Here is a 21,026-nt window from a genome sequence, read left to right on the forward strand (position 1 = left end):
GTGCATGGGGCGAGAGGAGTGGAGACATGTCGAAGGTGGCACGCCTGCCGGGCCGTGCGGAGCACCTGTGGCAGTGGCAGGAGGAAGCGGCGTGCCGGGAGCTGGGCACGGACCGGTTCTTCCACCCGGCGGGGGAGCGGGGCGAGGACCGCTCGATGCGCGAGCAGGAGGCCAAGGAGGTCTGCGCGCGGTGCCCGGTGCGGGCGCAGTGCCTGAGCCACGCGCTGCGGGTGCAGGAGCCCTACGGCGTGTGGGGCGGCCTGACCGAGGACGAGCGGCGGGCGCTGGGCGCGCGCAGGGCCGGCTGACCGACCGGGCGAACCGCGCGTACGCGGCGATCCACCCGGTCGGCGCCCGACGCACGGATCAGGGGCGCGCGCCCAGCTCCGCGACGATCGACGCGGGCGTGTGGCCGCTGCCGTCCGACAGGCGGTGGAAGTCGACGGAGACGAAGTTCGGGTCCCGGCCCCCGGTGGCGGTCCGGCACTGCTCGGCGATGCGATTGCGCAGCTTGCTGCCGTTGTCCAGGGACGCGGTCAGGACGGTGGGCACGTTTCGGTGGTGGCTCATCGTGAACAGGCGCCGGAATCCCGGCTCCTGACGGTCCAGGGGCACGTCGGACCAACGGCTGACGCAGGTGAGGTCGTTGCCCAGGTCGCCGAGGCTCCAGAAGTTGCTCACGGTCCAGGACTTGTCGTACATCACGCCCAGGTGCTCGCGGTCGGACCGGTCGGAGAAGATCAGCAGGCGCTTGCCCGCGGTGACGAGGTCGGCCACCTTCGGCCAGCCGTGCTGCCGTACGCCCCACTCGTCGGGCCGGAACACCATCTCCTGCAGGCCCCTGACCCGGCCGAGGGACTGCTGCAGCTGGTCGGCGCCGACGTAGTCCTCCAGGAAGACGGTGACGACCTCCTGCGGATGGGCGGCGAGGAAGTCCACCACGGTCTGCATCGTGCCGTGGAAGGACTGCCGCGGCAGGGCGTACGTGGCTCCGGCGAAGGTCTTGCAGTCCCCGTGGCACAGGTACACGTCGCTCGGGTAGCAGTCGCTGCCGAAGCTGATGACGCACAGCCAGGTGCTGCGTTCGTACCAGTGGGTGTCCAGGCTCAGGCCGCGGACGCCGTTGTCGAGCTGGGCGCGGACCGACTCGGACTGGTTCACCGAACTCCAGCGCGAGTCCTCGTAGTTGGTGAAGGCGTTGTGGGTGGTGAGGAAGGCGACCTCGTCGAGCCGCCGGTCGCCCCAGCGGGCGGCCGCGGCGCCGGCCGGCGCGCCGGCCGTGCGGGTACCGGCCGTGACCCCGGCGGGGTTCGCCCCGGCCCGGGGTGCGGCGGCCGCCGCGGTCGCCGTACCCAGCAGGGCCAGCAGGAGGAGGCACACCAGGAGGCGCAGGCTGCGCCGCGACCGCGATCGCTGCATGTCCATGTCAATCATGGCGCGGAGGATAGCGCGCACTCCGCCGTTCCGCCGCCCTGCGGACACGACCGGCCGGAAGACGGCCCGGATCCGGCGATCCCCGGGCCCCGGCTCGCGCGCGGCGGCCGATTGCGGTTTGGTTGAAGCAGGGGTGTGTGCCGAAGAGGCGGAGGAGGGCGAAAATGCCCGGACCCGGCCCGATGTCCGGCCGCCGCCGCTGCGCGGCGGTCCTCGTCACGGCGGCGATCTGCTCGTCGGTGCTCACCGTGCCGCCACTCGGCGCCGCCCACGCGGAGCCGTCCCCCTCGGCGACCGTCCCCCGGCTGGACTGGAGTCCCTGCAAACCCGGCAGCCCCTACGACTGCGCCACCGCCGCAGTGCCGCTCGACCACGCCGATCCGGCCGGCCGCACCATCGACCTCGCGGTGGTCCGGCGCACGGCGGGCGACCCCGGGAAGCGCGTGGGCACCCTCTTCGTCAACCCGGGCGGCCCCGGCGGCCCCGGCACGGTGCAGGTCCCGCAGAACTACGACTCGTTCCCCAAGGAACTGCGGGAACGTTTCGACATCGTGAGCTGGGACCCGCGGGGGATCGGCAACAGCACGGCGGTGAACTGCTTCGACAGCCCCGAGGAGGCGAAGACCTGGGGCGGCGACAAGCCGGTCGGCTTCCCGGTGGGTGACAAGGAGCGCACGACCTGGATCGACGCGTACGAGGACCTCGGCCGCCGCTGCGAGAAGCGCGACCCCGACCTCCTGCGCCACGTCTCGACCGCCGACACCGCGCAGGACCTGGACCTGCTCCGCCGGGCGGTGGGGGAGCCGCAGCTCAACTACCTCGGTGTCTCCTACGGCACCATCCTGGGCGCCACCTACGCCAACCTGTTCCCCGACAAGGTCCGGGCCATGGTCCTCGACAGCAACGTCGACCCGCTGGCGTGGACGAACAACGCCTCCCCGAGCGAACCGCGGACCACGACCCTCCTGCGGATGGGCTCGGACCGCACTGCGGCGGCGACCCTCGACAAGTTCCTCGAGCTCTGTGGATCCGCCACCACCGCCCGCTGCGCCTTCTCGGCCGGCAGCCCGCAGGCCACCCGCGACAAGTTCGACCAGCTGATGCAGCGCCTGCGCGAGCACCCGGTGGGCCCGTGGACGTACGCCGCCACCGTCGCCGACACGGTCAGCGGCATGTACATCGTCCGGCCGGGCTGGACCGATCTCGCCGCCCGGCTCCAGGACCTCTGGCAGGGCCGCACCCCGAAGCCGCCCCAGTACCCGCCCCCGCCCCCGGTCGCGAATCCGAGTCCGTACCTGGGGGAGGAACAGGCGGGAGCCGTGTGGTGCGGCGACAGCCCCAACCCGAGCGATCCCGCCGTCTACCGCAGTCTCGAAGAGGACAGCGCCAAGCGTGCGGGTGACGCCGGACGCTACTGGACCTGGTCCGGCGAGCCGTGCGCCACCTGGCCGGCCCGGGCCGCAAACCGGTACGACGGCCCGTGGGACAGGCCCACGGCGCACCCCGTCCTGGTCATCGGCACCACGTACGACCCCTCGACGCCCCACTCGGACGCCCAGGCCATGGCCGAGGAACTGGCCGACGCCCGCCTGCTCACGAACAACGGGTACGGCCACACCGCACTCTTCAACAACGCCAGCACCTGCATCAACACCTACGAGAGCCGCTACTTCATCGACGGCACGCTCCCGCCGCCCGGCACGACCTGCCAACCCGACCGGCTCCCCTTCTCCTGACCGGCCCTGCGGTCGGGTCACGGGACGAGGACGACCTTGCCGGCGACCGTGCCGGACTCTGCGAGGCGCATCGCCTCGGCGGCGCGGGCCAGCGGGATCTCGGCCGCGACCTTGGCCGTGATCTCACCGCGCTGCAGGGCGGTGAAGACCTGGGAGAGGTCGGAACGCAGGCGCGCCCGGAAGCGGTCCTTCGCGTAGGCGCGCCCGGCCCACACGTTGAAGAAGTACGCGCGGCGGCCGTTGGGCAGTGCGTTCCACACCCACACCCGGCCGAGCAGCCTGAGCACCGGCCACGCGCCGGAGCCCTCGTCGTCGCGGGTGGCGGCGCTGCCGTAGGAGACGAGCGTGCCGCCCGGCGCCAGCAGCCGCCAGGAGCCGACGATGCCGTCGCCGCCGACGTGGTCGAAGACCGCGTCCACCCCGCCGGGCGCGAGGGACCGGACCCGAGCGGCGACGTTGCCGGACCGGTAGTCGATGGGGGTCACGCCGAGGGCGCGCAGCGCGTCGTGGTGGCGGGTGGAGGCGGTGCCGATCACGTGGGCGCCCGCGGCCAGTGCGAGCTGGACCAGGATCGAGCCGACGCCGCCGTTGGCGCCGTGGACCAGTACGGTCTGGCCGGCGCGCACCCGGGCCTTGCGGTGGAGCATCTGCCAGGCGGTGATGCCATTGACCACCGCGGTCTCCGCGTCCACCGCGCTGACGCCCTCGGGTACCTCGACCACGTCGGCGGCGGCGAGGGCGATGTGGCTCGCCCAGCCGCCCGTCTTCGTCAGGGCGGCCACCCGCTTGCCCAGCAGGGCCGAGCTCACTCCCGTGCCCACCGCCAGCACCGTGCCGACCAGGTCGTATCCGGGAACGAAGGGGAACGGCGGCTGGTCGTAGTAGCGGCCGCGCCGCATCTGCTGCTCGGCGAAGGACACGCCCGTCGCCTCCATGGCGACGACCACCTGGCCGGCCGCCGGGGCCGGGACGGGACCGCGGTGGAGCTGGAGGCCTTCCGGTTCGACCTTGCCCGGCAGAACGATCTCGACCCGCTCGACGGTGTTCGTCATCATGACCTCCAGAGGTGGTTTGCATCTATCGCGTTTGTTAGAAGCTGTAACCAGAGTGAATGGCTGTCTCGTGGATGTCAAGGGAAGGGTTTGTTCGATCGCGAGTGGTGTTGCCGATGGTGATAGGTTCTAACGGTGAATGTCGGGCGGCGAGAGGTGACGGGCATGACCGGAACGACCAGGACTCCCCGTGAGCGCTACCGGCAGCAGGTGCGCGAGGAGGTGAAGGAAAAGGCCTGGCAGCAGATCGCCGGCTCCGGCGCCTCCGCGCTGTCCCTCAACGCGATCGCCAAGCAGATGGGCATGAGCGGACCGGCGCTGTACCGGTACTTCGCCAATCGCGACGAGCTGATCACCGAGCTCATCCGCGACGCCTACCGCAGCCTCGCCGACGCCTTCATCGCCGCCGACGGCGGGGGAGCGGGCCGGCCCGGCCTCGCCGGGCTGGCGCGGGTGCTGCGGTACTGGGCCCTGGAGGACCCGCACCGCTATTTCCTCATCTACGGCACCCCGGTCCCCGGGTACCACGCCCCGCAGGACATCACCGCGATCTCCACGGAGCTGATGGCGGTCCTGCTGGAGACCTGCGTCGCCGCCGGAGCCGCCGCGCCCCCGACCCCGGGCGCGGAGCCGGACCCCTTCGACCGCCACCTGGCGGACCACCGCGAGTGGGCCGCGAGCCACCCGGACGCCCCGCCGTCGGCGCTGCACCTGGCCCTGACCTTCTGGAGCCGCCTGCACGGGGTGCTCTCCCTGGAACTGGCGGGCCACTTCACCGGCATGGGCCTGGACCCGGCCCTGCTCTACGAGGCCGAGGTCGACCGCATCGTGACGTCCGACCCGCTCACAGCCCGGTGACCTTGGCGCTCGCCGACAGCTCGTAGACCAGCGTGACCGTCCGGCGGCCGCCCGGCGCGAGCGCGACGTCCCAGCGGACGATGCCGTCGGCATCGACCCCGTCCGGCGCCGGCGAGCAGGCCTCCTTGCGCAGGCGCACCTCCACCGCCGAGACCTCCGAGACCGGGATCCGCTCCCGGAGGACGACCACCCGCTCGCCGTCGTTCCCGGGGGCGGAGAAACGCGACAGGTGCAGCCGCACCGTGCGGGTGACCACCGTCCGCTGGGTGAATCCGGCCGAGTCCCGGGACTCCTCGGTCTCCCGGACCACCCGGTGGTCGTCGCAGCTGCCGAAGGCGAGCTCGACCGGAGCGCCCGGAGCGGCGAACCCCAGCGTGCCGCGGCCACTGAATCCGCTGCCGCGGACCAGGTCGACCGGACCGGCGAGCAGCGCGTGGCCGGACCGGTTGTCGAAGGACACCACCCGGGTGACCAGCGGCGACAGCTCGGGTGAGCAGGCGTACTCGCCGGCCGCGGCCGTGGTGAAGGCGGACAGCGGCACCCGGTGGGCGCGGCCGTCCCCGCGCACGGACACCGGCACGGGGGAGTGCAGCACACGTGCCTCCCCGCCGTCGTCCACCCCGGGCAGGCCGAGTACGGGAGCCGCCGGACCGAGGTCCCCGATCTCCTCCTCGCGCAGCTCGACGTCGACCGCGCGGCGCTCCGCCGCCGTGCGATCGACCAGCGTGAGACGGTCCTCGCCCAGCCGCGGCGGCTCGGCGGCCAGCGCCGACCGGGCCGTCGACAGGGTCAGCCGTACGTCGGACCAGTCCTCGCCCGTGCGCTGCCAGACCATCGCGTCGGTCTCCAGCGTCAGCGAGTCCCCGTCGAGCACGGCCCGGTAGGCGGGCCGCCACAGCGCGCACGGGCTGAGGTGGCTCAGGCGCAGCCGGACGGGCCCGGCGGCCGCCGTTTCCACGGTCAGCTCGACATGGCCGACCAGCTCGGCGGGTTCCGTCTCGGCCAGGTTCATGGCCTGCCGGGTCTCTCCGAGCTCGACCGCGAGGGCGGCCAGCCGGGTGTCCACGGTGCGCAGTTGTTCCCCGTACGAATCCCGCTCGCCGTCCACCCGGTCCATCTCGCGGGCCCAGCGCGCTCGGTCGCTCTCACCACGGCCGGAGCCCTCACCGATCTCCCGCAGCAGATCGGCCGCCAGCCGGCCGAGCACGCCGAGGCGGGCGTGCAGCCGCTCGCGTTGCCGCCCCAGCGCGAGCTGTTCCTCTTCGAGGTCGTGCACGCGCAGGCGAAGGACGGAGTCCTCCTCGGCGGACGGCAGCGGTCCGCGCGGTTGCCAGGTGCGCACGATGCGCACGTCGAGCACGGTGGCGGGCCCGTCGGCGGTCAGCTCGGCGTGCAGGGTGCGGTCGACGGCCAGCGCGCTGACCGGGCCGAGCCGCAGCCGCTGGACCCCGGCCGCCAGGTCCAGTACGACGCTGCGCTCGATGTGGGCGCGGTCCTCCAGGCAGGTGACGGCGGTGACGGGAAGGGCGATCGGCTTCGGGGCCGTGGTCATGATGGGTGTCAGCTCCTGCGGTTGCCGCCGACCAGGGCCTTGCCGGCCGGGATGCGGATCTCGTAGCCGCCGTCGAGGGCGATCTGCCCGCCCGCGGGCAGGTCCACCCGCCAGACGCGGGTGCCCGGCGCGTGGTGTTCCGGCCCCGCGCCGGCCTCGGGGGTGGTCCAGGTGGCGCGTTCCTCGACGCGGACGTCCGGTTCGGAGGAGACGGGCACCCGCTCGTGGACCTCGACGGTGACGGGTCCGGCGAGCCGGTTGGCCAGTTCCACGTGGACCTGGTGATCGAGCACGGTGGTGTTGTTGCGCAGGCCCGCGGTGGACTCGCGCAGGTTCGTACGACGGGTGACCCGGATGCCCTCGGCGGGCCCCAGGCCCACCCGGCGCACCCCGCCGGGGGCGAGCGTCGGCAGGGCGGCGGTCAGCAGGAACTCGTCGTCGACGGTGACCTCCACCGGGCCGGCCAGCAGCGCCTGGTCGGTGGCGTTGGAGAGCACCAGCGTCGCGTACACGGTCTGCTCCACGGACGGAACGCAGACGTACTCGGTATGCAGACCGACCGGGATCTCGCCGACGGTGACGGTGTGCCAGGTGCCGTCCGAGGGAATGTCGGCGCGGGCGGCGGCATCGAAGCGGTGGTCGAAGGAGCCGGCCGACTCGCGGGGCCGCACGGCGTGCCCGGGCAGCGGCAGCCTGCCCACCGCCTCGGCGCGGCGGCGGTGTTCGGCCGCCACCGGGTCGAAGGGGGAGTCGGGGAACAGCCGGCCGCGGCGACCGCCCGGCTCGTCCGGGCCGCACAGGACCAGGGCGGCGTAGTCGAGCTCGGCGCCGCTGGGCTGCGGCGGCCCGGCCGCCGGTTCCGGTGCCGCGGGGGCCGGGGGCGCGGCCCGGCCGGGTGCCGCCGGTGCCTGGGGGGCCGCGGCCGGGGCGCCGGCGAAGGGCATGCCGCCGGCGCGCGACCGGGGGGCGGCCGGGCGTGCGGCGGCCGGCTGTGCGGGGGCAGGCTGAGCGAAGTCGGGCATGGCGCCCCCGAAGGTCTCCGGGGAGGCGCCGTACGCGCCGCCGGGCGCCGGCGGAGCGGCGTAGCTCTGCGGTACCGGCGCGACTGCCGGTGCGGGCGGCGGCGGTGGTGGCGGTACGGGACCGGCCGCCGAGCCGACCCTGACGGCGGCGGGTACTGCGGCGGTCGCGGCGGGGCGGCGGGGGCCGGCCGCCTCGAACCCGGCGAACAGGTCGGCCAGGCCCGCCGGCGGCTCGCGCCAGCCGGACGGCGCGGGGGCGGGCTGACGGCGCCCGATCCGGACCGACCGGAGCCGCGGCAGGTCGGTACGGCGCCGCAGGTCGGCGGTGGCCAGCGCGATGTGCACTCCGGTCCAGTCCTCCCCGGTGCGCTGGGCCACCGAGGCCCGCAGCACCAGGCGGCCGTCGCCGTCCCCCTGACGGTGCGTGAGCCGGTAGGCCGGCACCCAGACGGCGCCCGGGACTCCGTACTCCAGCTCCAGCTCGACCTCCCCGGCACCGTCCCCCCCGTCCTCCGCGCCATCGGTGATGTCGAGGGTCAGGAGGGCGGAGACCGTGGTCTCCACGTGCGCTGACGGTGTGTCGGTGGAGGCCCGGGCGAGGCGGTCCGTGGCGACGCCCAACTCGTGCTCGACGAGGCGCAGTTCCTCCTCCGACTCGGCGAGGCGGGCGTGCAGTCCCGTCAGCCGCCCGTCGACGAAGTCGGCCAGCTCCAGCCACGCGTCGACGGCGGTGCGGCGGTGCGGGTCCTCGGGGTTGGGGACCGGCGGCACCGGGTGCAGGGCCCGGATCTCCTCGATCAGGCCCAACTGCCGGTTCCGGCGGCCCTGCGCCGCCGCGTGGGCGTCCCGCAGCCGCTCGACCTCGCGCCGCAGCGCGCCGGGTGCGTCGGCGCCGTGCGGCTCGGCCTCGACCTCCACCCGCGCTTCGGTGACGCGCACTCCGGAGGCGCCCAGGACACCGGCCCGCAGCGAGGCGGGATCCAGTGACCGGGGCAGTCCCGTCACGCGTACCCGCCCGTCCGGTGGCACGGTGCCCCGGACCAGCCGGCGGCAGAGCGCGCCCTGCGCGTACACCACGACCGAATCGAGGGTCGAGTCCCACCTCGGTGCCGTCTTCGCCGTCATGTACTCCGCCCCCCGCCGTGTGCGTGCCGATCGAAGCCTACGCCCGAGCGGCCCGCGCGTCCGCGTCCGGGCCGTCTCTCGGGGATCAGGTGGGGATCAGGCCGGTTGTCAGCGGCCTGTCGTACGGTCAGAGGGTGTGCACGTCCGAAGAAGCCCGTGAAATCGCCCTCGCCCTCCCGGAGACGACCGAGAAGGAAGCCTGGGCCATGCCCACCTTCCGGGTCGCCGGGAAGATGTTCCTGACCCTGCCCGACGACGAGACCTCGTTGGCCGTCCGCTGCCCCAAGGAGGAGCGCGACGAACTGGTCCGCGCCGAGCCCGGGAAGTTCTGGGTGGCGGACCACGAGGCCTCCTTCGCCTGGGTCCGGGCGCGTCTCGCCGCGCTCGACGACGTCGATGAGCTGCGCGCCATCGTCATCGACTCCTGGCACCAGGCAGCCCCGCCCCGGCTGCTCCAGGACCACCCCGAGCTCGGGCCCCCGGCCCGGCCCTGAGGCCCGCCGCGACCCAGCCGTCGGCTCCGGGCGGCCCCACATGCGCTCGCGCGGGCTCGCCGGGACGGGCGGGTGCGGACGGGACGGCGGATATGGGGGGAACATGGTCATGTGCGAAACGTTCCGGGGCGCGATGAGAGGGCCGACCGGCGTGCGCTGAGCGAGGCACTGGTCGGGGCCTGCGCCGACGCGGGAGCGTCCATCGGCATGTTCTACCTGCCCGACCCCGACCCCGACCGGCGCGTTCTGCACCTGACCCTGGCCTCCGGGCTCTCCCGCGAGTTCGCGGCGCCCTGGTCCAGGGTCGGCCTGGACGATCCGATCCCGGTGGCCGACGCGGTCCGCGAGGGCCGCGTCGTGTGGCTCAGTGGCCAGGAGGACACGGCTCGCCGCTACCCGCGACTCGGCCTCGTCCTCCCGTACGACTTCGCCCTCGCCGCAGCCCCGCTGAAGCCGACTGGGGCGGGTCTGATCCTCCTGTGGCCCGGCGCGCACGCCCCCGATCTCGACGAGCGGGAGCACAAGGCCCTGGAATCCGCCCGCAGCCACCTCACGCATGCCCTGCTCCGCGCCACCGACGAGGGTCGGCCGCCGCGCCCGGCGGTGCGTCCGGTCATCCTGCGCCCGCTCCCGCCCCCCACACCGGGCCCGGCCGAGGCGGCGGCCGCCATGGCCTTCGTCCGGCGCCTGCCCGGAGGCAACTGCGCACTGGACCTGAACGGCACCATCACCTTCATCACCGAGGAGGCGGCCGACCTGCTCGGCGCGCCCGTCTCCAGCCTGCGCGGAGCCCTGCCCTGGGAGGCCCTGCCCTGGATGGACACGCCCGCCGTGGAGAACCACTACCGGGCCGCCGCGATGAGCCGACTGCCGCGGAGTTTCACCACACCGCGCCCGACCGGACAGCAGGTGCGTTTCGACCTCTACCCGGACAACACCGGAATCAGTGTCCGCATCACCACGGGGAGTGACGAGTCCGGCCCGCCGACACCTGCCCCGCCCGGGTATCCCGACCAGTCCACACCCAGCCGGGCCACCGCGCTCTACCCGCTCATGCTGCTGGCCGCCACCCTCACGGAGGCCGCCCACGCCCAGGACGTCGTGGAGAAGGCCGCCGACCAGATCGTCCCGTCGCTCGGAGCGCACGCCATGGCCCTCCTGGCCGAGCAGGACGGCCGGGTACGGGTCGTCGGCCACCGCGGATACTCCGCGGCACACATGGCCGACCTCGACGGCACACCCGTTTCCGCCGACACCGCCACCACCCACATCCTGCGCACCGCCACCCCCCTGTTCTTCGCCGACATGGACGAGCTCCTGGCCGCCCACCCGGACGCGGCCATCGAGGACGGCATGGCCGCCTGGGCGTTCCTTCCCCTGATCGCCTCCAACCGTCCGGTCGGCTGCCTCGTCCTCGCGTACACGCATCCCCGCACCTTCGCGCCCGGCGAACGCGCCGTCCTGACCTCGATCGCCGGACTGATCGCGCAGGCCCTGGACCGCGCCCGCCTCTACGACGCCACCCACCAGCTCGCGCGCAGCCTGCAGACCGGACTCCTGCCCCACACCCTGCCCGGCGTACCCGGCCTCGAGGTGGCCGCCCGCTACCTGCCCGCCGCCCACGGCCTGGACGTCGGGGGCGACTTCTACGACCTCATCCGCATCGACGACACCACCGTCGCGGCCGCCATCGGCGACGTCCAGGGCCACAACGTGAACGCCGCCGCCCTCATGGGCCAGGTCCGCACCGCCGTCCACGCGGGTGCCGGCGCACCCCCGGAAGAGGTCCTCGCCCGCACGAACCGGCTTCTGACCGACCTGGAACCGGGGCTGTTCACCAGCTGCCTGTACGTCCACATCGACCTGGCCGGGCACACCGCCCGGCTGGCCTCCGCCGGCCACCCGCCACCCCTGCTGCGTCACCCCGGCGGCAGGACCGAGATGCTGCCCCTGCCGGCCGGTCTCCTGCTGGGCATCGACCCCAAGGCCTCGTACGCGGCCGTCGAGATCCCCTTCAGCCCCGGCGTCCTCCTCGCGCTCTACACCGACGGGCTCGTCGAGGCCCCCGGCCGGGACATCGAGGACGCCATCGGCGCGGTCGCGGCCCGTATCGCAGACGCTCCCGAGCACCATTCCCTCGGCGATCTGGCGGACGAACTCATCGAGCACGCCCACCGCGACGCACCACGCACCGACGACATCGCCCTCCTGCTGCTGCGAACCGATGGCCCGGTTCCGCAAGCGGACCCCCACCGGCCCTGAACCCCCGACCGCCGCCCCGCCAAATCCGCCGAGTCGGTGTGCGCCGACGGCAGCTCGGTACTCCGGCGCGGCCCGGTGGCGGTTCGGCAACGGGCCTGCGGCACCGCACCGGGGTTGGTATTTCCGGCCATTCTCGGTACGGCACTGACATGCTCCTGACACTTCAAGGTCGCTGTGGGACTCTCCCGGCACGCACTCCGCACACTCTGTGAGGCCCAGCGCCTCGCCCACCCCCACCAGTACGTGGCATGGAGGAGCGAACCATGAGGCACATCGCCCAGAGCACCCGCACCGTCACCCGCACCACCCGTATCGCACGTCTCGCCGGGATCGCGACGCTGGTCGTCGCGGCGGCCTTCGCCGGCACCGGCGCGGCCCTCGCACAGGGAACCGACGCCTCGGCCGTCGACCAGAAGGTCGACGGCGTGATGGTGGTCGCAGGCAACAGCTGCAGCTGGACCAACGCGAGCACCAGCGCCGTCCCCCCGACCGCCCTCACGGTCGACCGCGCCACCATCAACACCCCGGGCGGCAATCTGGCCTGCGGCGGTGGCATCGTCGCCTCCCTGAACAACAACCCCGCCTTCACCTTCGACGACGCCGCGGGCACGGCCCGGACCGACCTGATCGACATCACCGGCAGGCAGAGCTTCATCTCCTGCCGCTACAAGGCGACGGGCATCGTGTGGGACCGCGACGCCACGAGCCGGAAGTACATCAACCGGGCCTTCACGGCGGCCAAGGCCTCGGGCAGCTTCCTGTGTCCGGGATCGGTCACGACCCCGGCAGGCGACGCGTCGATGCTGTTCCACTGAGCCGCCGGCGCCGGCGCCGGCGCCGACGGCGGTCGGCCGGACGGGGAGGCCACCGGCCTCGCCGTCCGGCCGACCGGTTGCGCGGCCGTCCGTTCGGCCCGGTTCAGGGCCGCTCGGTGTGCGCGCCGGCCAGAGAGTTCAGCAGGGCGGCGGCCCGTTCGGCGTCGTCCACGCTGACCGCGAAGTCCTTGCCCCCGGCCCGGATCACCAGGCATTCGCCGCTCCGCAGCATCACCGTGGTGCCGAGGCCGCTGAGCCGGTAGCCCCAGCCCCCGACCTGCGTCGGGGTGCGGTGCTCGGCCCGCGCCCACTCGATGTCCGCCGCGTCCCAGTGCCTCACCGGCCACCCGAGGGGCCCGAACGCCACGTCCATACCGCGCTCGGCGACCCGTACGCGGACCGAGGAACACGCGAGCACGGCCATCGAGACGAACGTGAACGGCACGATCAACAGCCACATCGGCTCCGCCGGATCGCCGAGCCCGACGAGCAGCGCGGCCAGCGCGACGATTCCGGCGACGGCAGCGAGCACGTACAGCCACGGGTTCTCGGTGCGGGCGAGCCACACGCGGCGCTCGCCCGCGGGAATGTCCATCCGCGGGCCCTGTCCCGGCGAGGCGGGGGAGGAGGGCCGGCCGCTCGCCAGCATGCCCACCAGCCCGGCCGCGGCCGCCGCCACGACCGCCGCCACGGCCCCCACGGTGACCGAGTCCGCGTTGCGCCAGTCCGCGTGGTGGAGGTTCGCCCGCACGATCGAGGCCTGCTCCCCGGCGAGCAGCACCCCGCACGAGACCAGCACGGCCCCTCGCCACCGCCGCGCCGCGCGCCAGAACACCGCGGCGGCGATCAGTACGATCCAGATCGCGGTCGGTACCAGTACGACCGCCCGGAGCGGAAGTGAACCGTCGGGATCCCCGAAGGCGTTCCAGTGCGTCGCCAGCCGGTCCTCGAACCCCCTGCGCGCCGCCAGCGGCAGCGCCACGAGCAGCGCGAGGATCCCGGCCGCCCAGGCGGCCGTCCCCCACGCGGCGCCACGACTCAACCCCGTTAAGCCCCCACGGTCCTTCACTGCGCCTCCTTGATCATCTCTATGAGATCGGCCTTGCCGTAGCCCAGGCGGGCTCCGTCGGCCACCAATTCCCGCACCCGTTCCAGCAACGCCGACCGGCCGTCCGCCCCACCGGCAACGGTGACCCCCCGGCCGCGCCGGAACTCCAGCAGCCCTTCGTCGCGCAGCGCGCGCAGCCCCCGTAGCACGGTGTTGGCGTTGACGCCCAGCGCCTGGGACAACTCCCGCGCCGGCGGCAGCCGGTCACCCGGCCCGCACTCCCCTTCGGCGATAGCCCGCCGAATGGCCCCGGCCACCTGCTCGTGCAGGGGGCGGTTGTCCGCGATGTTCAGACTGAGCAGCATGATGCTATTGACGCTAGCACCATCGGCTTCATTCGGCATCCGCCGCCGCGAAAAAGCCCGCTCCGAACGTCGAACCGGATCGCGGGATCCCTCGTGTGATGGGCATGAACACGCCTTCCGCCGGCCTCCGCGCGAGAGCCTCCGAGCACGCACTGCTGCCGCTGCGCCTCTTCCTGGGCGTCACGTTCGTCTACGCCGGTCTGGACAAGCTGACCGATCCGGCATTCCTGTCCGCCACCGGAGACGGCTCGATCGGGCAGCAGATGGAGGCAGTGCGGGACGCCGCAGGGGTGCCGGGGCTGATCGATCTCTCGATGACCAATCCGGTCGGCATCGGCCTCGCGATGGCCGTCGGGGAGCTGGCCGTCGGACTGGGCGCCCTGGCCGGTCTGCTGACCCGGATCGCCGCACTCGGCGGCGCGCTGATCTCGCTCAGCCTGTGGTTGACCATGAGCTGGTCGACCACCCCGTACTACTTCGGTGCGGACCTGATCTACCTGCTGGCGTGGACCCCCCTGATCCTCGCGGGCGCGCCGACCCTGTCCCTCGACGCGCTGCTCCACCGGCGCCGCGGCGCGACCGGGCGGGGACGCGCCGCCTCGAACCCGGCCTCGACCCCCGCCCCGTCTCCCGGCGTGCGCCCGGGCGGAGGTGGCCGACGGGCTCGGGGGCGGGCCCGGGCCCGGGTCGGTCCCTGATTCGCGCGGCAGGCGGCGGACGGCGAAGCCCCCTCTCCCGCTGGGGGGGAGAGGGGGCTTCGCCGGACCGGGAACGGATCAGAGGGCGCTCTTCGTCGCGCTGGCGACGACGCACTCCTTGTACTCGCTGCCGTCGCCCTTGCCGGTGTACGGCGTGGTGGCCTCGGCCTGCTGGGACGCACCCGCCTTGACGGTGAGAGCGGTGACCTTGGCCTGGGCGGAGGTCGCGGCCGAGGTGGCGTCCCCGCGGAACTTCATGGTGATGTTGTAGGTCTGGTCCAGCGAACCGCTGTTGGTGACCGTGATCCTGGCGACGAGGTTCTTGCCCGCGTCGTCCAGCTTGCAGGCGTCGATCTTGATGTCGCGCTCGGTCTTGTTGCTGCTGGATCCGCCGGTGACGGACGTGCCACCCGAGCTGCTGGTGCTGCCGCCGGTGCTGTCGCTGTCGTGGCTGCCACCGGTGCTGCCGCCGCTGGAGCTGCTGGAGCCCGAGCCGGAACTGTGGCTGCTGCCACCGCAGCTGGCGCCGTGGGAGCCTCGGGCTCCGGTGAGTGCGAAGATTGCGATACCGAAGACGGCAACCGCGCGGACATGGCGAAGCTTCACGTGAACCCCGTTGGAATAGCAGTGTACGAGAGCCCGACTTGATGGGCGCATGTCACTTTAACAGGGGCCGGGCGCCCTTGATCCATCGCCACGGGCACCCCGGTCGCCGTCCCTGAAGGCCTTGCGGGGCTGTTCGGCCGTGCCGGCGGCTTGCTCCGCCACGGGTGGCGTCGAGCACCCTGCCCGAAGTCCCGTGGGTGATCCGCTCCTTGGCGCCTGCCGGTGAACGCCGTGCTCCGCGGCGGTTGCAGTCGTACAGGCCGGCCTCATGGCCGGCGCGGCAGTTCGTCGTGGAGCAGTCGACCGGCGAGCGCACCGCCGAAGACGACGACGCCGACACCGACCAGCCAGGTCTGGATGACGAGCACGGTTCCGAAGGGGCCGTACGTGACGGCGCTGGAGGCGATCAGCGGGGAGAACACGATCCGGGCGAATACCCGCAGTCCGAGCAGGGCGATCATGGTGGCCACCGCGCCGGGAAGGAGGGCGATCCAGTCGATGCGGCCGCCGAGCAGCAGCCATGGGGACCACCAGAAGAACACCGTGCCGATGGCGACCGCGACGAACCCGCGGGCCGGGGAGTCACGCCACAGTGGTGCGATGGCCGACAGGTACAGGACGCCGACCAGGGCGCCGAGCCACAGCACATGCCGCCACCGGGCCCACCAGCGGGCCGCGGGCAGGTCCCGGATCCGTTCGTAGCCGCTCTGCAGCATGGTGCCGAAGGACAGGCCGAACACGGTCAGCACGGCGAGGCCGAATGCCGTCGTGGTCCGCCACGCCTGGCCGGGCAGGGCGAACAGCCGGTCGATCTTCACCCGGGCGGCAGGCGATACGCCCAGCCCGTCGCCCAGCCACTGCGCGAAGCCCTCCCCGGTGGCGGTGTTCGCCGCGGAGACGACGATCAGCAGGGGTACGAGCGTCAGGAACCCGAGCGCCGAGAACCCCAGGGAGCGCTGCCACAGGTCCACGTCCCGGACCCGCTGCCAGCGGCGTCCGGCCCGCGTACGGCGTATCGCGCTGCGTATCCGTCCGAGGGGCGACGGCCGGCCCGGTCCACCCGACCCGGTCATCTCGCTGCGGCCGGGGGAGAGGTGACGAGCATGGCCGCTCCGGATGTCGCTCCCACGACAGGACTCCGGTGCCCTGGAATCCATCTTCGGGAACTCCCGTCCGGCTCGAAGCGCCCCGCGACCGCCTGAGACGGCCCGTGACCGTCCGGTCGGAGCCGGTTCAGGCAGGCCCGTCCTGAGGTGCCACTACGGTGAACAGCGCCCCGTCGGGGTCGGCGAGCACGACCCACCGGCTCGCGCTGGACGTCTGGACGGGCGAGGCGGTCCTGCCGCCCAGCCGGACCGCGGCCTCGACCACCGCCTCCAGGTCGGGCACCCGGAAGTGGACGTGCCAGCGCGGACGCACCTCCGGGTCGGGTGCCGCTTCGAGCGCGCCGCCGCTGATGCGCGCCACCGTGTCGCGCCCGTGGCGCAGGACGACGTGGGCGTGCTCGTACGAGACCACGCAGCAGCCGGGCCGCCCGCCGGCCCAGTCGAGGACCTCCCCGTAGAAGATGGCGGCCGCGAAGGCGTCCCGGGTCCGCAGTTCCAGCCAGGCCGGCGCGCTGCCGCGGCCGACCGACCAGTCGGGGACGACCTCTCCCTGCCAGAACCCGAAGACGGCCCCTGCGGGGTCCGCCGCCAGGGCGATGCGGCCGGTGCCGAACGCCACGGGGCCGACCGCCATGGTGGCGCCGCGCTCCTGGATCCGGGCGGCGGTGACGTCGGCGTCCTCGACGGCGAAGTAGGGGGTCCACACCGCCGGCGCGCCGCCCGTCCCGCCGAGAGAGCCGATGCCGGCGACGGGGGCCCCGTCGCGGAAGGCGACCACGATTCCGCCCCCGAGGTGGGTGGGGCGGAAGTCCCAGCCGAGTGCACCGGCGTAGAACCGCTGTGCGGATGCGAGATCCCGGGCCATGAGGCTGACCCAGCACGGGGCACCGAAGATCTCGTGGCTCGATGTCGACACAGCTGTCAGCCTCATCTGCCGTTCACGTGGGACGGGACCCTTCCACCGTAGACCTGGCGGCGCCGCCGGGCCGCGAGGCCGTGCCCGGCGAGTGGCTGGATTCCGGGGGTCCGGGGCGTGGTGTTTGCCCCGCGACAGGGCGGGCACCCGCGTCAACACATACGGAAGGGCCCCACGGGTTCACCCTGCCGGAGGAGTTGTTTCGCATGACCGAGCATGTGTGGAGCTACCGGCCGGCATCGGGCCACCTGGCCTGGGCCGACCTCACCGGATACCGGGTCGAGGCGAGCGACGGCCACATCGGGAAGGTCGACAAGCACTCCTACGAGGTCGGTGACGCCTACCTGGTCGTCGACATCGGTGTGTGGATCTTCGGCAAGGAGGTCCTCCTGCCGGCGAGCACCGTCGCCCGTATCGATCTGGAGGAGGAAAAGGTCTACGTGAACGCCACCAAGGACCAGATCAAGGACGCCCCGGAGTTCCACCGGGACAAGCACCTGCAGGACCCCGGCTACCGGGAGGAACTCGGAGGGCACTACGGCCTCGGCGGGCTGCCCGGGGAAGGCCCCTCCGGAAGCCACCGCGCGTGAGACAGTGCCGGCGCGTTCTCGCCGCTGAAAATCAACAGGCGTCGCACTGATAAAGATGAATTTCGAGGGTAGACGCCACTCGAAACGCCGCGGCGGATACAACTGTTCCGCCGAATTCCGAAGTGGGAACGAGGGCATCATGATTGTTGTCGGTCTTATTCTCCTGCTCGTCGGATTCTTGACCGGAATCTCCATCCTGTGGACCATCGGGATCATCCTGCTCGTGGTGGGCGCGGTGCTGTGGATCCTGGGCTCGGTCGGGCATGCGGTCGGCGGCCGACGCCACTACTGGTAGCCGGTCGGCCCCGCGCCGCGGGAGGCGAATCCAGTTCCCATTTCCATTGACATGCTCCAGGGAGTGATCAGCTGTGTCGGGCAAGGAAAAGAGCCGGGCCAAGGCCGAGCAGGCCAAGGGAAAGACCAAGGAGACCGTCGGTCGCGCGGTGGGCAACGAAAGCATGACCGCCGAGGGGCGCGCCGAAAAGGCCAAGGGCGATGCCCGGCAGGCCAAGGAAAAGGGTAAGGACGTTTTCAAGCGCTGACGCGCTCCAGGGTTTCCGCCGAAGGTCCCGTGCCTGTGTGGGTGCGGGACCTCGGCATGTGAACGGCGTATCTTCCGTGACAACGTGTGCGGTGCGGCATCGGGGCGCGATGGGCGGCGGCGGAATGCGAAGTGTGGGCGTGGAAGAAGAGCTGCTGCTGGTGGACGCCTCCACGGGTGAGCCGCTCGCCGTGTCGGGTGCGGTCCTGGCCGCGGCCGACCGCTGCGCCGGGGAGTGCTCCAGAGGCCGGGAGGAGCAGGAGCACGTTTTCGAGAAGGAGCTCCAGCGGGAGCAGGTGGAGTTCAACACCAAGCCGGTGACGGAGATGGGCGAGCTCCAGGAGGAGATCGTCCGGTGGCGTGCGGAGGCGTCCCGGCACGCCGCGTCCGCCGGAGCACTCGTCGCCGCCCTCGGCACCTCACCCCTGCCCGTACGGCCCTCGCTGAGTGCGGGGACGCGCTACCGGTGGATCGCCGAGCAGTTCTGTCTGACCGCGCAGGAACAGCTGACGTGCGGCTGCCATGTCCACGTCGCGGTCGAGTCGGACGAGGAGGGCGTGGCCGTCCTGGACCGGATCCGCCCCTGGCTCCCCGTGCTGACCGCGATGAGTGCGAACTCCCCCTACTGGCAGGGCGCGGACAGCGGGTACGCGAGCTACCGGAGCCGGGTGTGGGACCGGTTGCCCTCGGCCGGGCCGGAGAACGTCTTCGGCTCCGCCGACCGCTACCACGAGCATGTCCGCGCGATGGTGGACTCCGGGGTGCTCCACGACGAAGGGATGATCTACTTCGACGCCCGGCTGTCGGCCACGTACCCCACGGTGGAGATCCGGGTCGCGGACGTGTGCCTGGAGGCGCGCACCACGGTGCTCCTGGCCGCCCTCGTGCGCGCCCTGGTCGAAACGGCCGCCAGGGCCTGGCGGGCCGGGGAGCCGCCCGCCCGGATCGGTACGGGCCTGCTGCGACTGGCGGCCTGGCGGGCCGGGCGCTCGGGCTTGGACGGACCGCTGCTGCATCCGCGGACGATGCGGGAGACCGCTCCCGCCGACGCCGTACTGGCCCTCTACGAGCATGTCCGCGAGGCGCTCGTCGACCACGGCGACCGGGATCGGGTGAGCGCGGAGATCGCCGTGCTCCTGGACCGGGGCAACGGCGCCCGCGCCCAACGCGCCCTGCTGAGCCGGCGCGGCGATCTCGCCGGCGTCGTCCTGGGCTGCGCGGAGCTGACCACGGCCGCGCCCGCCCCCTGAGGTCGCTGCGGTTCAGGTTCAGTCCTCCGCGGTGTAACGGACGCGCGCCCACAGCGGCAGGACGAACCAGCACAGCAGGTACCAGGCCAGTACCGCGGCGACCAGCCACGGCACGACGGCGTTGTGCGTGGCCACCCGCAGCACGAGGAGCAGGGCGGACGTGCAGGTGGCCAGCAGCAGGAGCAGTCCGGTGAAGGTCAGGCGCGACGCCCACGCGACCGCCTCGGGCTTGAGCCGGCGGCCCGAGACGATGCGGTGGAAGGAGACCGGCCCGATCAGCGCCCCGGTCGCCAGGGCACCCAGGACCACCGTGACGATGTAGATCACCTTGTCGACCTGGGGCAGCCCCTGGAAGTGCGGGGTGAAGGCGACGGTCAGCAGGAAGCCGAAGAGGATCTGCACGCCCGTCTGCGCGACCCGGATCTCCTGGATGAGCTCCTGCCACTGCCGGTCGGCGCGCTCCTCGACGCTCTCGCTCCGCCCGTCCCGAGCACCGTGGCTCTGGTCCATGAGGCCTCCCTCTGTCCGTCGTGGGGGTTGCGCGTGAGCCCGACCCGGAGGTCACCGCCAGGGGTACCCGGACGGGGGCGTCAGTGAAACGTCCGTCCCGCCGACGTCATCGGGCGTCCGGTTCCCGTTCCCGGGCCCGCTCGGCATTGAACTGGGCCCCGGTGAGCAGGGCCAGATTGGCCAGCCAGAGCCACACCAGGAAGACCACGATGCTGGCCAGCGAGCCGTAGAGCCGGCCGTAGGTGTCCAGCTCCGTGTACAGGGTGAAGAGCCCCGTCGCGGTCAGCCAGAGCAGGGCCGCGAGGACGCCGCCGGGCAGCCCCCGCCGCGTGCCCCGGCTCCGGGTCGGGCCGGTACGGAAGACGATCAGCACCAGCAGGGTCACGACCGCCACCTGCACGGGCCAGCGCAGCAGCGCGACGACGTCCGGGCCGGGCCCGCCGGTGACGTGCGCGACCCACCGGGCCAGCGGCCCGGACACGATCAGTCCCACGGCGCCGACGAAGAGCAGGACCAGCAGCAGGGCGTTGATCACCAACGTGTGGGCCGCACGCAGCGGAGGCCGCGTGTCGGGCACCCGGTGCATCGTGTGCAGGGCCCGCCGGAACACCGCCAGGTAGCTGCACGCCGACCACAGCGCGCTCAGTACCCCGCTGATCAGCAGGGCCCAGATCGAGGACCGCTCCGCCGAGAGGCTGCCGAGCGCGTCACTGAGTACCTGCGCCGACTGGGGCGGTGCGTACGAGGTGATCGCGGCGATCAGCCGGTCCCGCGTCGCCGCGCCCAGCAGCCCCACGAGGGAGACCGCGATGACGAGCGCGGGCAGGAGGGCCAGTACGGCGTAGTAGGTGAGGGCGGCCGCGTGGTCGGCGACGTTCTCGGTCCATACGTGGACGGCCGTGCGCCGCAGCTGGGCGCGGGTGCGCGCCGCCAGGGCCGGCGCGGCGGGCGGGCCTCCGGTGCGCGGTGCGGTGCGGGGGATGTCGGTCACGCAGCGCGCGTGCCCGAAAGGGCCCGGGAACATGCGCAGTTGGCGTCCGGCGTAC

General features: G+C 73.0%; 21 protein-coding genes and 1 pseudogene. 11 read left to right on the forward strand and 11 right to left on the reverse strand.

Going from position 1 to position 21,026, the window contains the following annotated elements:
• The first annotated feature begins 26 nt into the window (after positions 1 to 26).
• On the forward strand, positions 27 to 308 hold the full coding sequence (locus tag OG373_RS38635) for a WhiB family transcriptional regulator (RefSeq protein ID WP_397731700.1): 282 nt from the start codon (positions 27 to 29) through the stop codon (positions 306 to 308).
• 58 nt (positions 309 to 366) lie between these two features.
• Here OG373_RS38635 and OG373_RS38640 read toward each other — a convergent pair whose 3' ends face one another.
• Entirely contained in the window at positions 367 to 1,434 is a 1,068-nt protein-coding gene (locus OG373_RS38640) for a PI-PLC domain-containing protein (RefSeq protein ID WP_405443513.1), read from the reverse strand.
• A 164-nt stretch (positions 1,435 to 1,598) separates the two neighbouring features.
• On the opposite strand from OG373_RS38640, the gene OG373_RS38645 reads away from it, so the two are divergent.
• Positions 1,599 to 3,170, forward strand: a complete 1,572-nt coding sequence (locus OG373_RS38645) for an alpha/beta hydrolase (RefSeq protein WP_405443514.1) — start codon at positions 1,599 to 1,601, stop codon at positions 3,168 to 3,170.
• A gap of 17 nt (positions 3,171 to 3,187) precedes the next feature.
• Here the strand turns inward: OG373_RS38645 and OG373_RS38650 are convergent, their stop codons facing one another.
• Positions 3,188 to 4,222, reverse strand: coding sequence for a medium chain dehydrogenase/reductase family protein (locus tag OG373_RS38650; protein ID WP_405443515.1), 1,035 nt, complete (start codon positions 4,220 to 4,222; stop codon positions 3,188 to 3,190).
• A gap of 165 nt (positions 4,223 to 4,387) precedes the next feature.
• Between OG373_RS38650 and OG373_RS38655 the strand changes: the two genes are divergently transcribed.
• Entirely contained in the window at positions 4,388 to 5,080 is a 693-nt protein-coding gene (locus tag OG373_RS38655) for a TetR/AcrR family transcriptional regulator (RefSeq protein ID WP_405443516.1), read from the forward strand.
• On the opposite strand, the gene OG373_RS38660 is transcribed toward OG373_RS38655, so the two are convergent.
• On the reverse strand, positions 5,067 to 6,632 hold the full coding sequence (locus tag OG373_RS38660; RefSeq protein WP_405443517.1) for a mucoidy inhibitor MuiA family protein: 1,566 nt from the start codon (positions 6,630 to 6,632) through the stop codon (positions 5,067 to 5,069). The two genes, OG373_RS38655 and OG373_RS38660, sit on opposite strands and share 14 nt — an antisense overlap.
• An 8-nt stretch (positions 6,633 to 6,640) precedes the next feature.
• Positions 6,641 to 8,779 (reverse strand): DUF4139 domain-containing protein, encoded by a 2,139-nt coding sequence (locus tag OG373_RS38665; RefSeq protein ID WP_405443518.1) that lies wholly within the window; start codon positions 8,777 to 8,779, stop codon positions 6,641 to 6,643.
• Positions 8,780 to 8,913: 134 nt separating this feature from the next.
• On the opposite strand from OG373_RS38665, the gene OG373_RS38670 reads away from it, so the two are divergent.
• The 3 genes from OG373_RS38670 (at position 8,914) to OG373_RS38680 (ending at position 12,350) form a co-directional block, all read left to right on the forward strand.
• Complete coding sequence (locus OG373_RS38670) at positions 8,914 to 9,273, forward strand: MmcQ/YjbR family DNA-binding protein (RefSeq protein ID WP_405443519.1); 360 nt, start codon at positions 8,914 to 8,916, stop codon at positions 9,271 to 9,273.
• A gap of 111 nt (positions 9,274 to 9,384) precedes the next feature.
• Positions 9,385 to 11,535, forward strand: coding sequence for a SpoIIE family protein phosphatase (locus OG373_RS38675; RefSeq protein ID WP_405443520.1), 2,151 nt, complete (start codon positions 9,385 to 9,387; stop codon positions 11,533 to 11,535).
• A 263-nt stretch (positions 11,536 to 11,798) separates the two neighbouring features.
• The gene (locus OG373_RS38680; protein ID WP_405443521.1) at positions 11,799 to 12,350 is read left to right on the forward strand and encodes a hypothetical protein; all 552 of its coding nucleotides are present in this window, start codon (positions 11,799 to 11,801) and stop codon (positions 12,348 to 12,350) included.
• 103 nt (positions 12,351 to 12,453) lie between these two features.
• Here the strand turns inward: OG373_RS38680 and OG373_RS38685 are convergent, their stop codons facing one another.
• Positions 12,454 to 13,392, reverse strand: coding sequence for a DUF1648 domain-containing protein (locus OG373_RS38685; RefSeq protein ID WP_405443522.1), 939 nt, complete (start codon positions 13,390 to 13,392; stop codon positions 12,454 to 12,456).
• 23 nt (positions 13,393 to 13,415) lie between these two features.
• Complete coding sequence (locus tag OG373_RS38690; RefSeq protein ID WP_397731721.1) at positions 13,416 to 13,763, reverse strand: GntR family transcriptional regulator; 348 nt, start codon at positions 13,761 to 13,763, stop codon at positions 13,416 to 13,418.
• A gap of 98 nt (positions 13,764 to 13,861) precedes the next feature.
• Here OG373_RS38690 and OG373_RS38695 point away from each other — a divergent pair.
• Positions 13,862 to 14,335 (forward strand): annotated as a pseudogene (locus OG373_RS38695) (DoxX family protein); the annotation flags it as partial.
• Positions 14,336 to 14,539: 204 nt separating this feature from the next.
• Here the strand turns inward: OG373_RS38695 and OG373_RS38700 are convergent.
• The 3 genes from OG373_RS38700 to OG373_RS38710 all read right to left on the reverse strand — a co-directional run bounded on the left by OG373_RS38700 (position 14,540) and on the right by OG373_RS38710 (position 17,038).
• On the reverse strand, positions 14,540 to 15,067 hold the full coding sequence (locus OG373_RS38700) for a hypothetical protein (RefSeq protein WP_405443524.1): 528 nt from the start codon (positions 15,065 to 15,067) through the stop codon (positions 14,540 to 14,542).
• 266 nt (positions 15,068 to 15,333) lie between these two features.
• Entirely contained in the window at positions 15,334 to 16,140 is an 807-nt protein-coding gene (locus tag OG373_RS38705) for a ribonuclease BN (RefSeq protein WP_405444354.1), read from the reverse strand.
• A gap of 160 nt (positions 16,141 to 16,300) precedes the next feature.
• Positions 16,301 to 17,038 carry a VOC family protein gene (locus OG373_RS38710; RefSeq protein ID WP_405444355.1) on the reverse strand — a complete coding sequence of 246 codons (738 nt, stop codon included), beginning with the start codon at positions 17,036 to 17,038 and terminating at the stop codon, positions 16,301 to 16,303.
• 257 nt (positions 17,039 to 17,295) lie between these two features.
• On the opposite strand from OG373_RS38710, the gene OG373_RS38715 reads away from it, so the two are divergent.
• The 4 genes from OG373_RS38715 (at position 17,296) to OG373_RS38730 (ending at position 19,470) form a co-directional block, all read left to right on the forward strand.
• Positions 17,296 to 17,679, forward strand: coding sequence for a PRC-barrel domain-containing protein (locus OG373_RS38715; protein WP_405443526.1), 384 nt, complete (start codon positions 17,296 to 17,298; stop codon positions 17,677 to 17,679).
• Between the two features lie 139 nt (positions 17,680 to 17,818).
• On the forward strand, positions 17,819 to 17,974 hold the full coding sequence (locus tag OG373_RS38720; protein ID WP_229920453.1) for a DUF6131 family protein: 156 nt from the start codon (positions 17,819 to 17,821) through the stop codon (positions 17,972 to 17,974).
• A 73-nt stretch (positions 17,975 to 18,047) separates the two neighbouring features.
• Complete coding sequence (locus OG373_RS38725; RefSeq protein WP_405443528.1) at positions 18,048 to 18,221, forward strand: CsbD family protein; 174 nt, start codon at positions 18,048 to 18,050, stop codon at positions 18,219 to 18,221.
• A 124-nt stretch (positions 18,222 to 18,345) separates the two neighbouring features.
• Positions 18,346 to 19,470, forward strand: a complete 1,125-nt coding sequence (locus OG373_RS38730; protein ID WP_405443529.1) for a glutamate--cysteine ligase — start codon at positions 18,346 to 18,348, stop codon at positions 19,468 to 19,470.
• Positions 19,471 to 19,488: 18 nt separating this feature from the next.
• On the opposite strand, the gene OG373_RS38735 is transcribed toward OG373_RS38730, so the two are convergent.
• Together OG373_RS38735 and OG373_RS38740 are read right to left on the reverse strand one after the other, a co-directional pair.
• Positions 19,489 to 19,980 carry a DUF6328 family protein gene (locus OG373_RS38735; RefSeq protein ID WP_405443530.1) on the reverse strand — a complete coding sequence of 164 codons (492 nt, stop codon included), beginning with the start codon at positions 19,978 to 19,980 and terminating at the stop codon, positions 19,489 to 19,491.
• Positions 19,981 to 20,086: 106 nt separating this feature from the next.
• Positions 20,087 to 20,971, reverse strand: a complete 885-nt coding sequence (locus OG373_RS38740; protein WP_405443531.1) for a YihY/virulence factor BrkB family protein — start codon at positions 20,969 to 20,971, stop codon at positions 20,087 to 20,089.
• Between the last annotated feature and the right edge of the window lie 55 nt (positions 20,972 to 21,026).

It is taken from the genome of Streptomyces avidinii (genome assembly GCF_045161815.1).
Classification (GTDB): domain Bacteria; phylum Actinomycetota; class Actinomycetes; order Streptomycetales; family Streptomycetaceae; genus Streptomyces; species Streptomyces avidinii.

Excerpts from the sequence above, each read along its gene's own strand:
- OG373_RS38635 (WP_397731700.1), top strand. The coding sequence starts at position 27 with ATGTCGAAGGTGGCACGCCTGCCGGGCCGTGCGGAGCACCTGTGGCAG.
- OG373_RS38640 (WP_405443513.1), bottom strand. The coding sequence starts at position 1,434 with ATGATTGACATGGACATGCAGCGATCGCGGTCGCGGCGCAGCCTGCGC.
- OG373_RS38645 (WP_405443514.1), top strand. The coding sequence starts at position 1,599 with ATGCCCGGACCCGGCCCGATGTCCGGCCGCCGCCGCTGCGCGGCGGTC.
- OG373_RS38650 (WP_405443515.1), bottom strand. The coding sequence starts at position 4,222 with ATGACGAACACCGTCGAGCGGGTCGAGATCGTTCTGCCGGGCAAGGTC.
- OG373_RS38655 (WP_405443516.1), top strand. The coding sequence starts at position 4,388 with ATGACCGGAACGACCAGGACTCCCCGTGAGCGCTACCGGCAGCAGGTG.
- OG373_RS38660 (WP_405443517.1), bottom strand. The coding sequence starts at position 6,632 with ATGACCACGGCCCCGAAGCCGATCGCCCTTCCCGTCACCGCCGTCACC.
- OG373_RS38665 (WP_405443518.1), bottom strand. The coding sequence starts at position 8,779 with ATGACGGCGAAGACGGCACCGAGGTGGGACTCGACCCTCGATTCGGTC.
- OG373_RS38680 (WP_405443521.1), top strand. The coding sequence starts at position 11,799 with ATGAGGCACATCGCCCAGAGCACCCGCACCGTCACCCGCACCACCCGT.
- OG373_RS38690 (WP_397731721.1), bottom strand. The coding sequence starts at position 13,763 with ATGCTGCTCAGTCTGAACATCGCGGACAACCGCCCCCTGCACGAGCAG.
- OG373_RS38705 (WP_405444354.1), bottom strand. The coding sequence starts at position 16,140 with ATGACCGGGTCGGGTGGACCGGGCCGGCCGTCGCCCCTCGGACGGATA.
- OG373_RS38710 (WP_405444355.1), bottom strand. The coding sequence starts at position 17,038 with ATGGCCCGGGATCTCGCATCCGCACAGCGGTTCTACGCCGGTGCACTC.
- OG373_RS38715 (WP_405443526.1), top strand. The coding sequence starts at position 17,296 with ATGACCGAGCATGTGTGGAGCTACCGGCCGGCATCGGGCCACCTGGCC.
- OG373_RS38720 (WP_229920453.1), top strand. The coding sequence starts at position 17,819 with ATGATTGTTGTCGGTCTTATTCTCCTGCTCGTCGGATTCTTGACCGGA.
- OG373_RS38730 (WP_405443529.1), top strand. The coding sequence starts at position 18,346 with ATGCGAAGTGTGGGCGTGGAAGAAGAGCTGCTGCTGGTGGACGCCTCC.
- OG373_RS38735 (WP_405443530.1), bottom strand. The coding sequence starts at position 19,980 with ATGGACCAGAGCCACGGTGCTCGGGACGGGCGGAGCGAGAGCGTCGAG.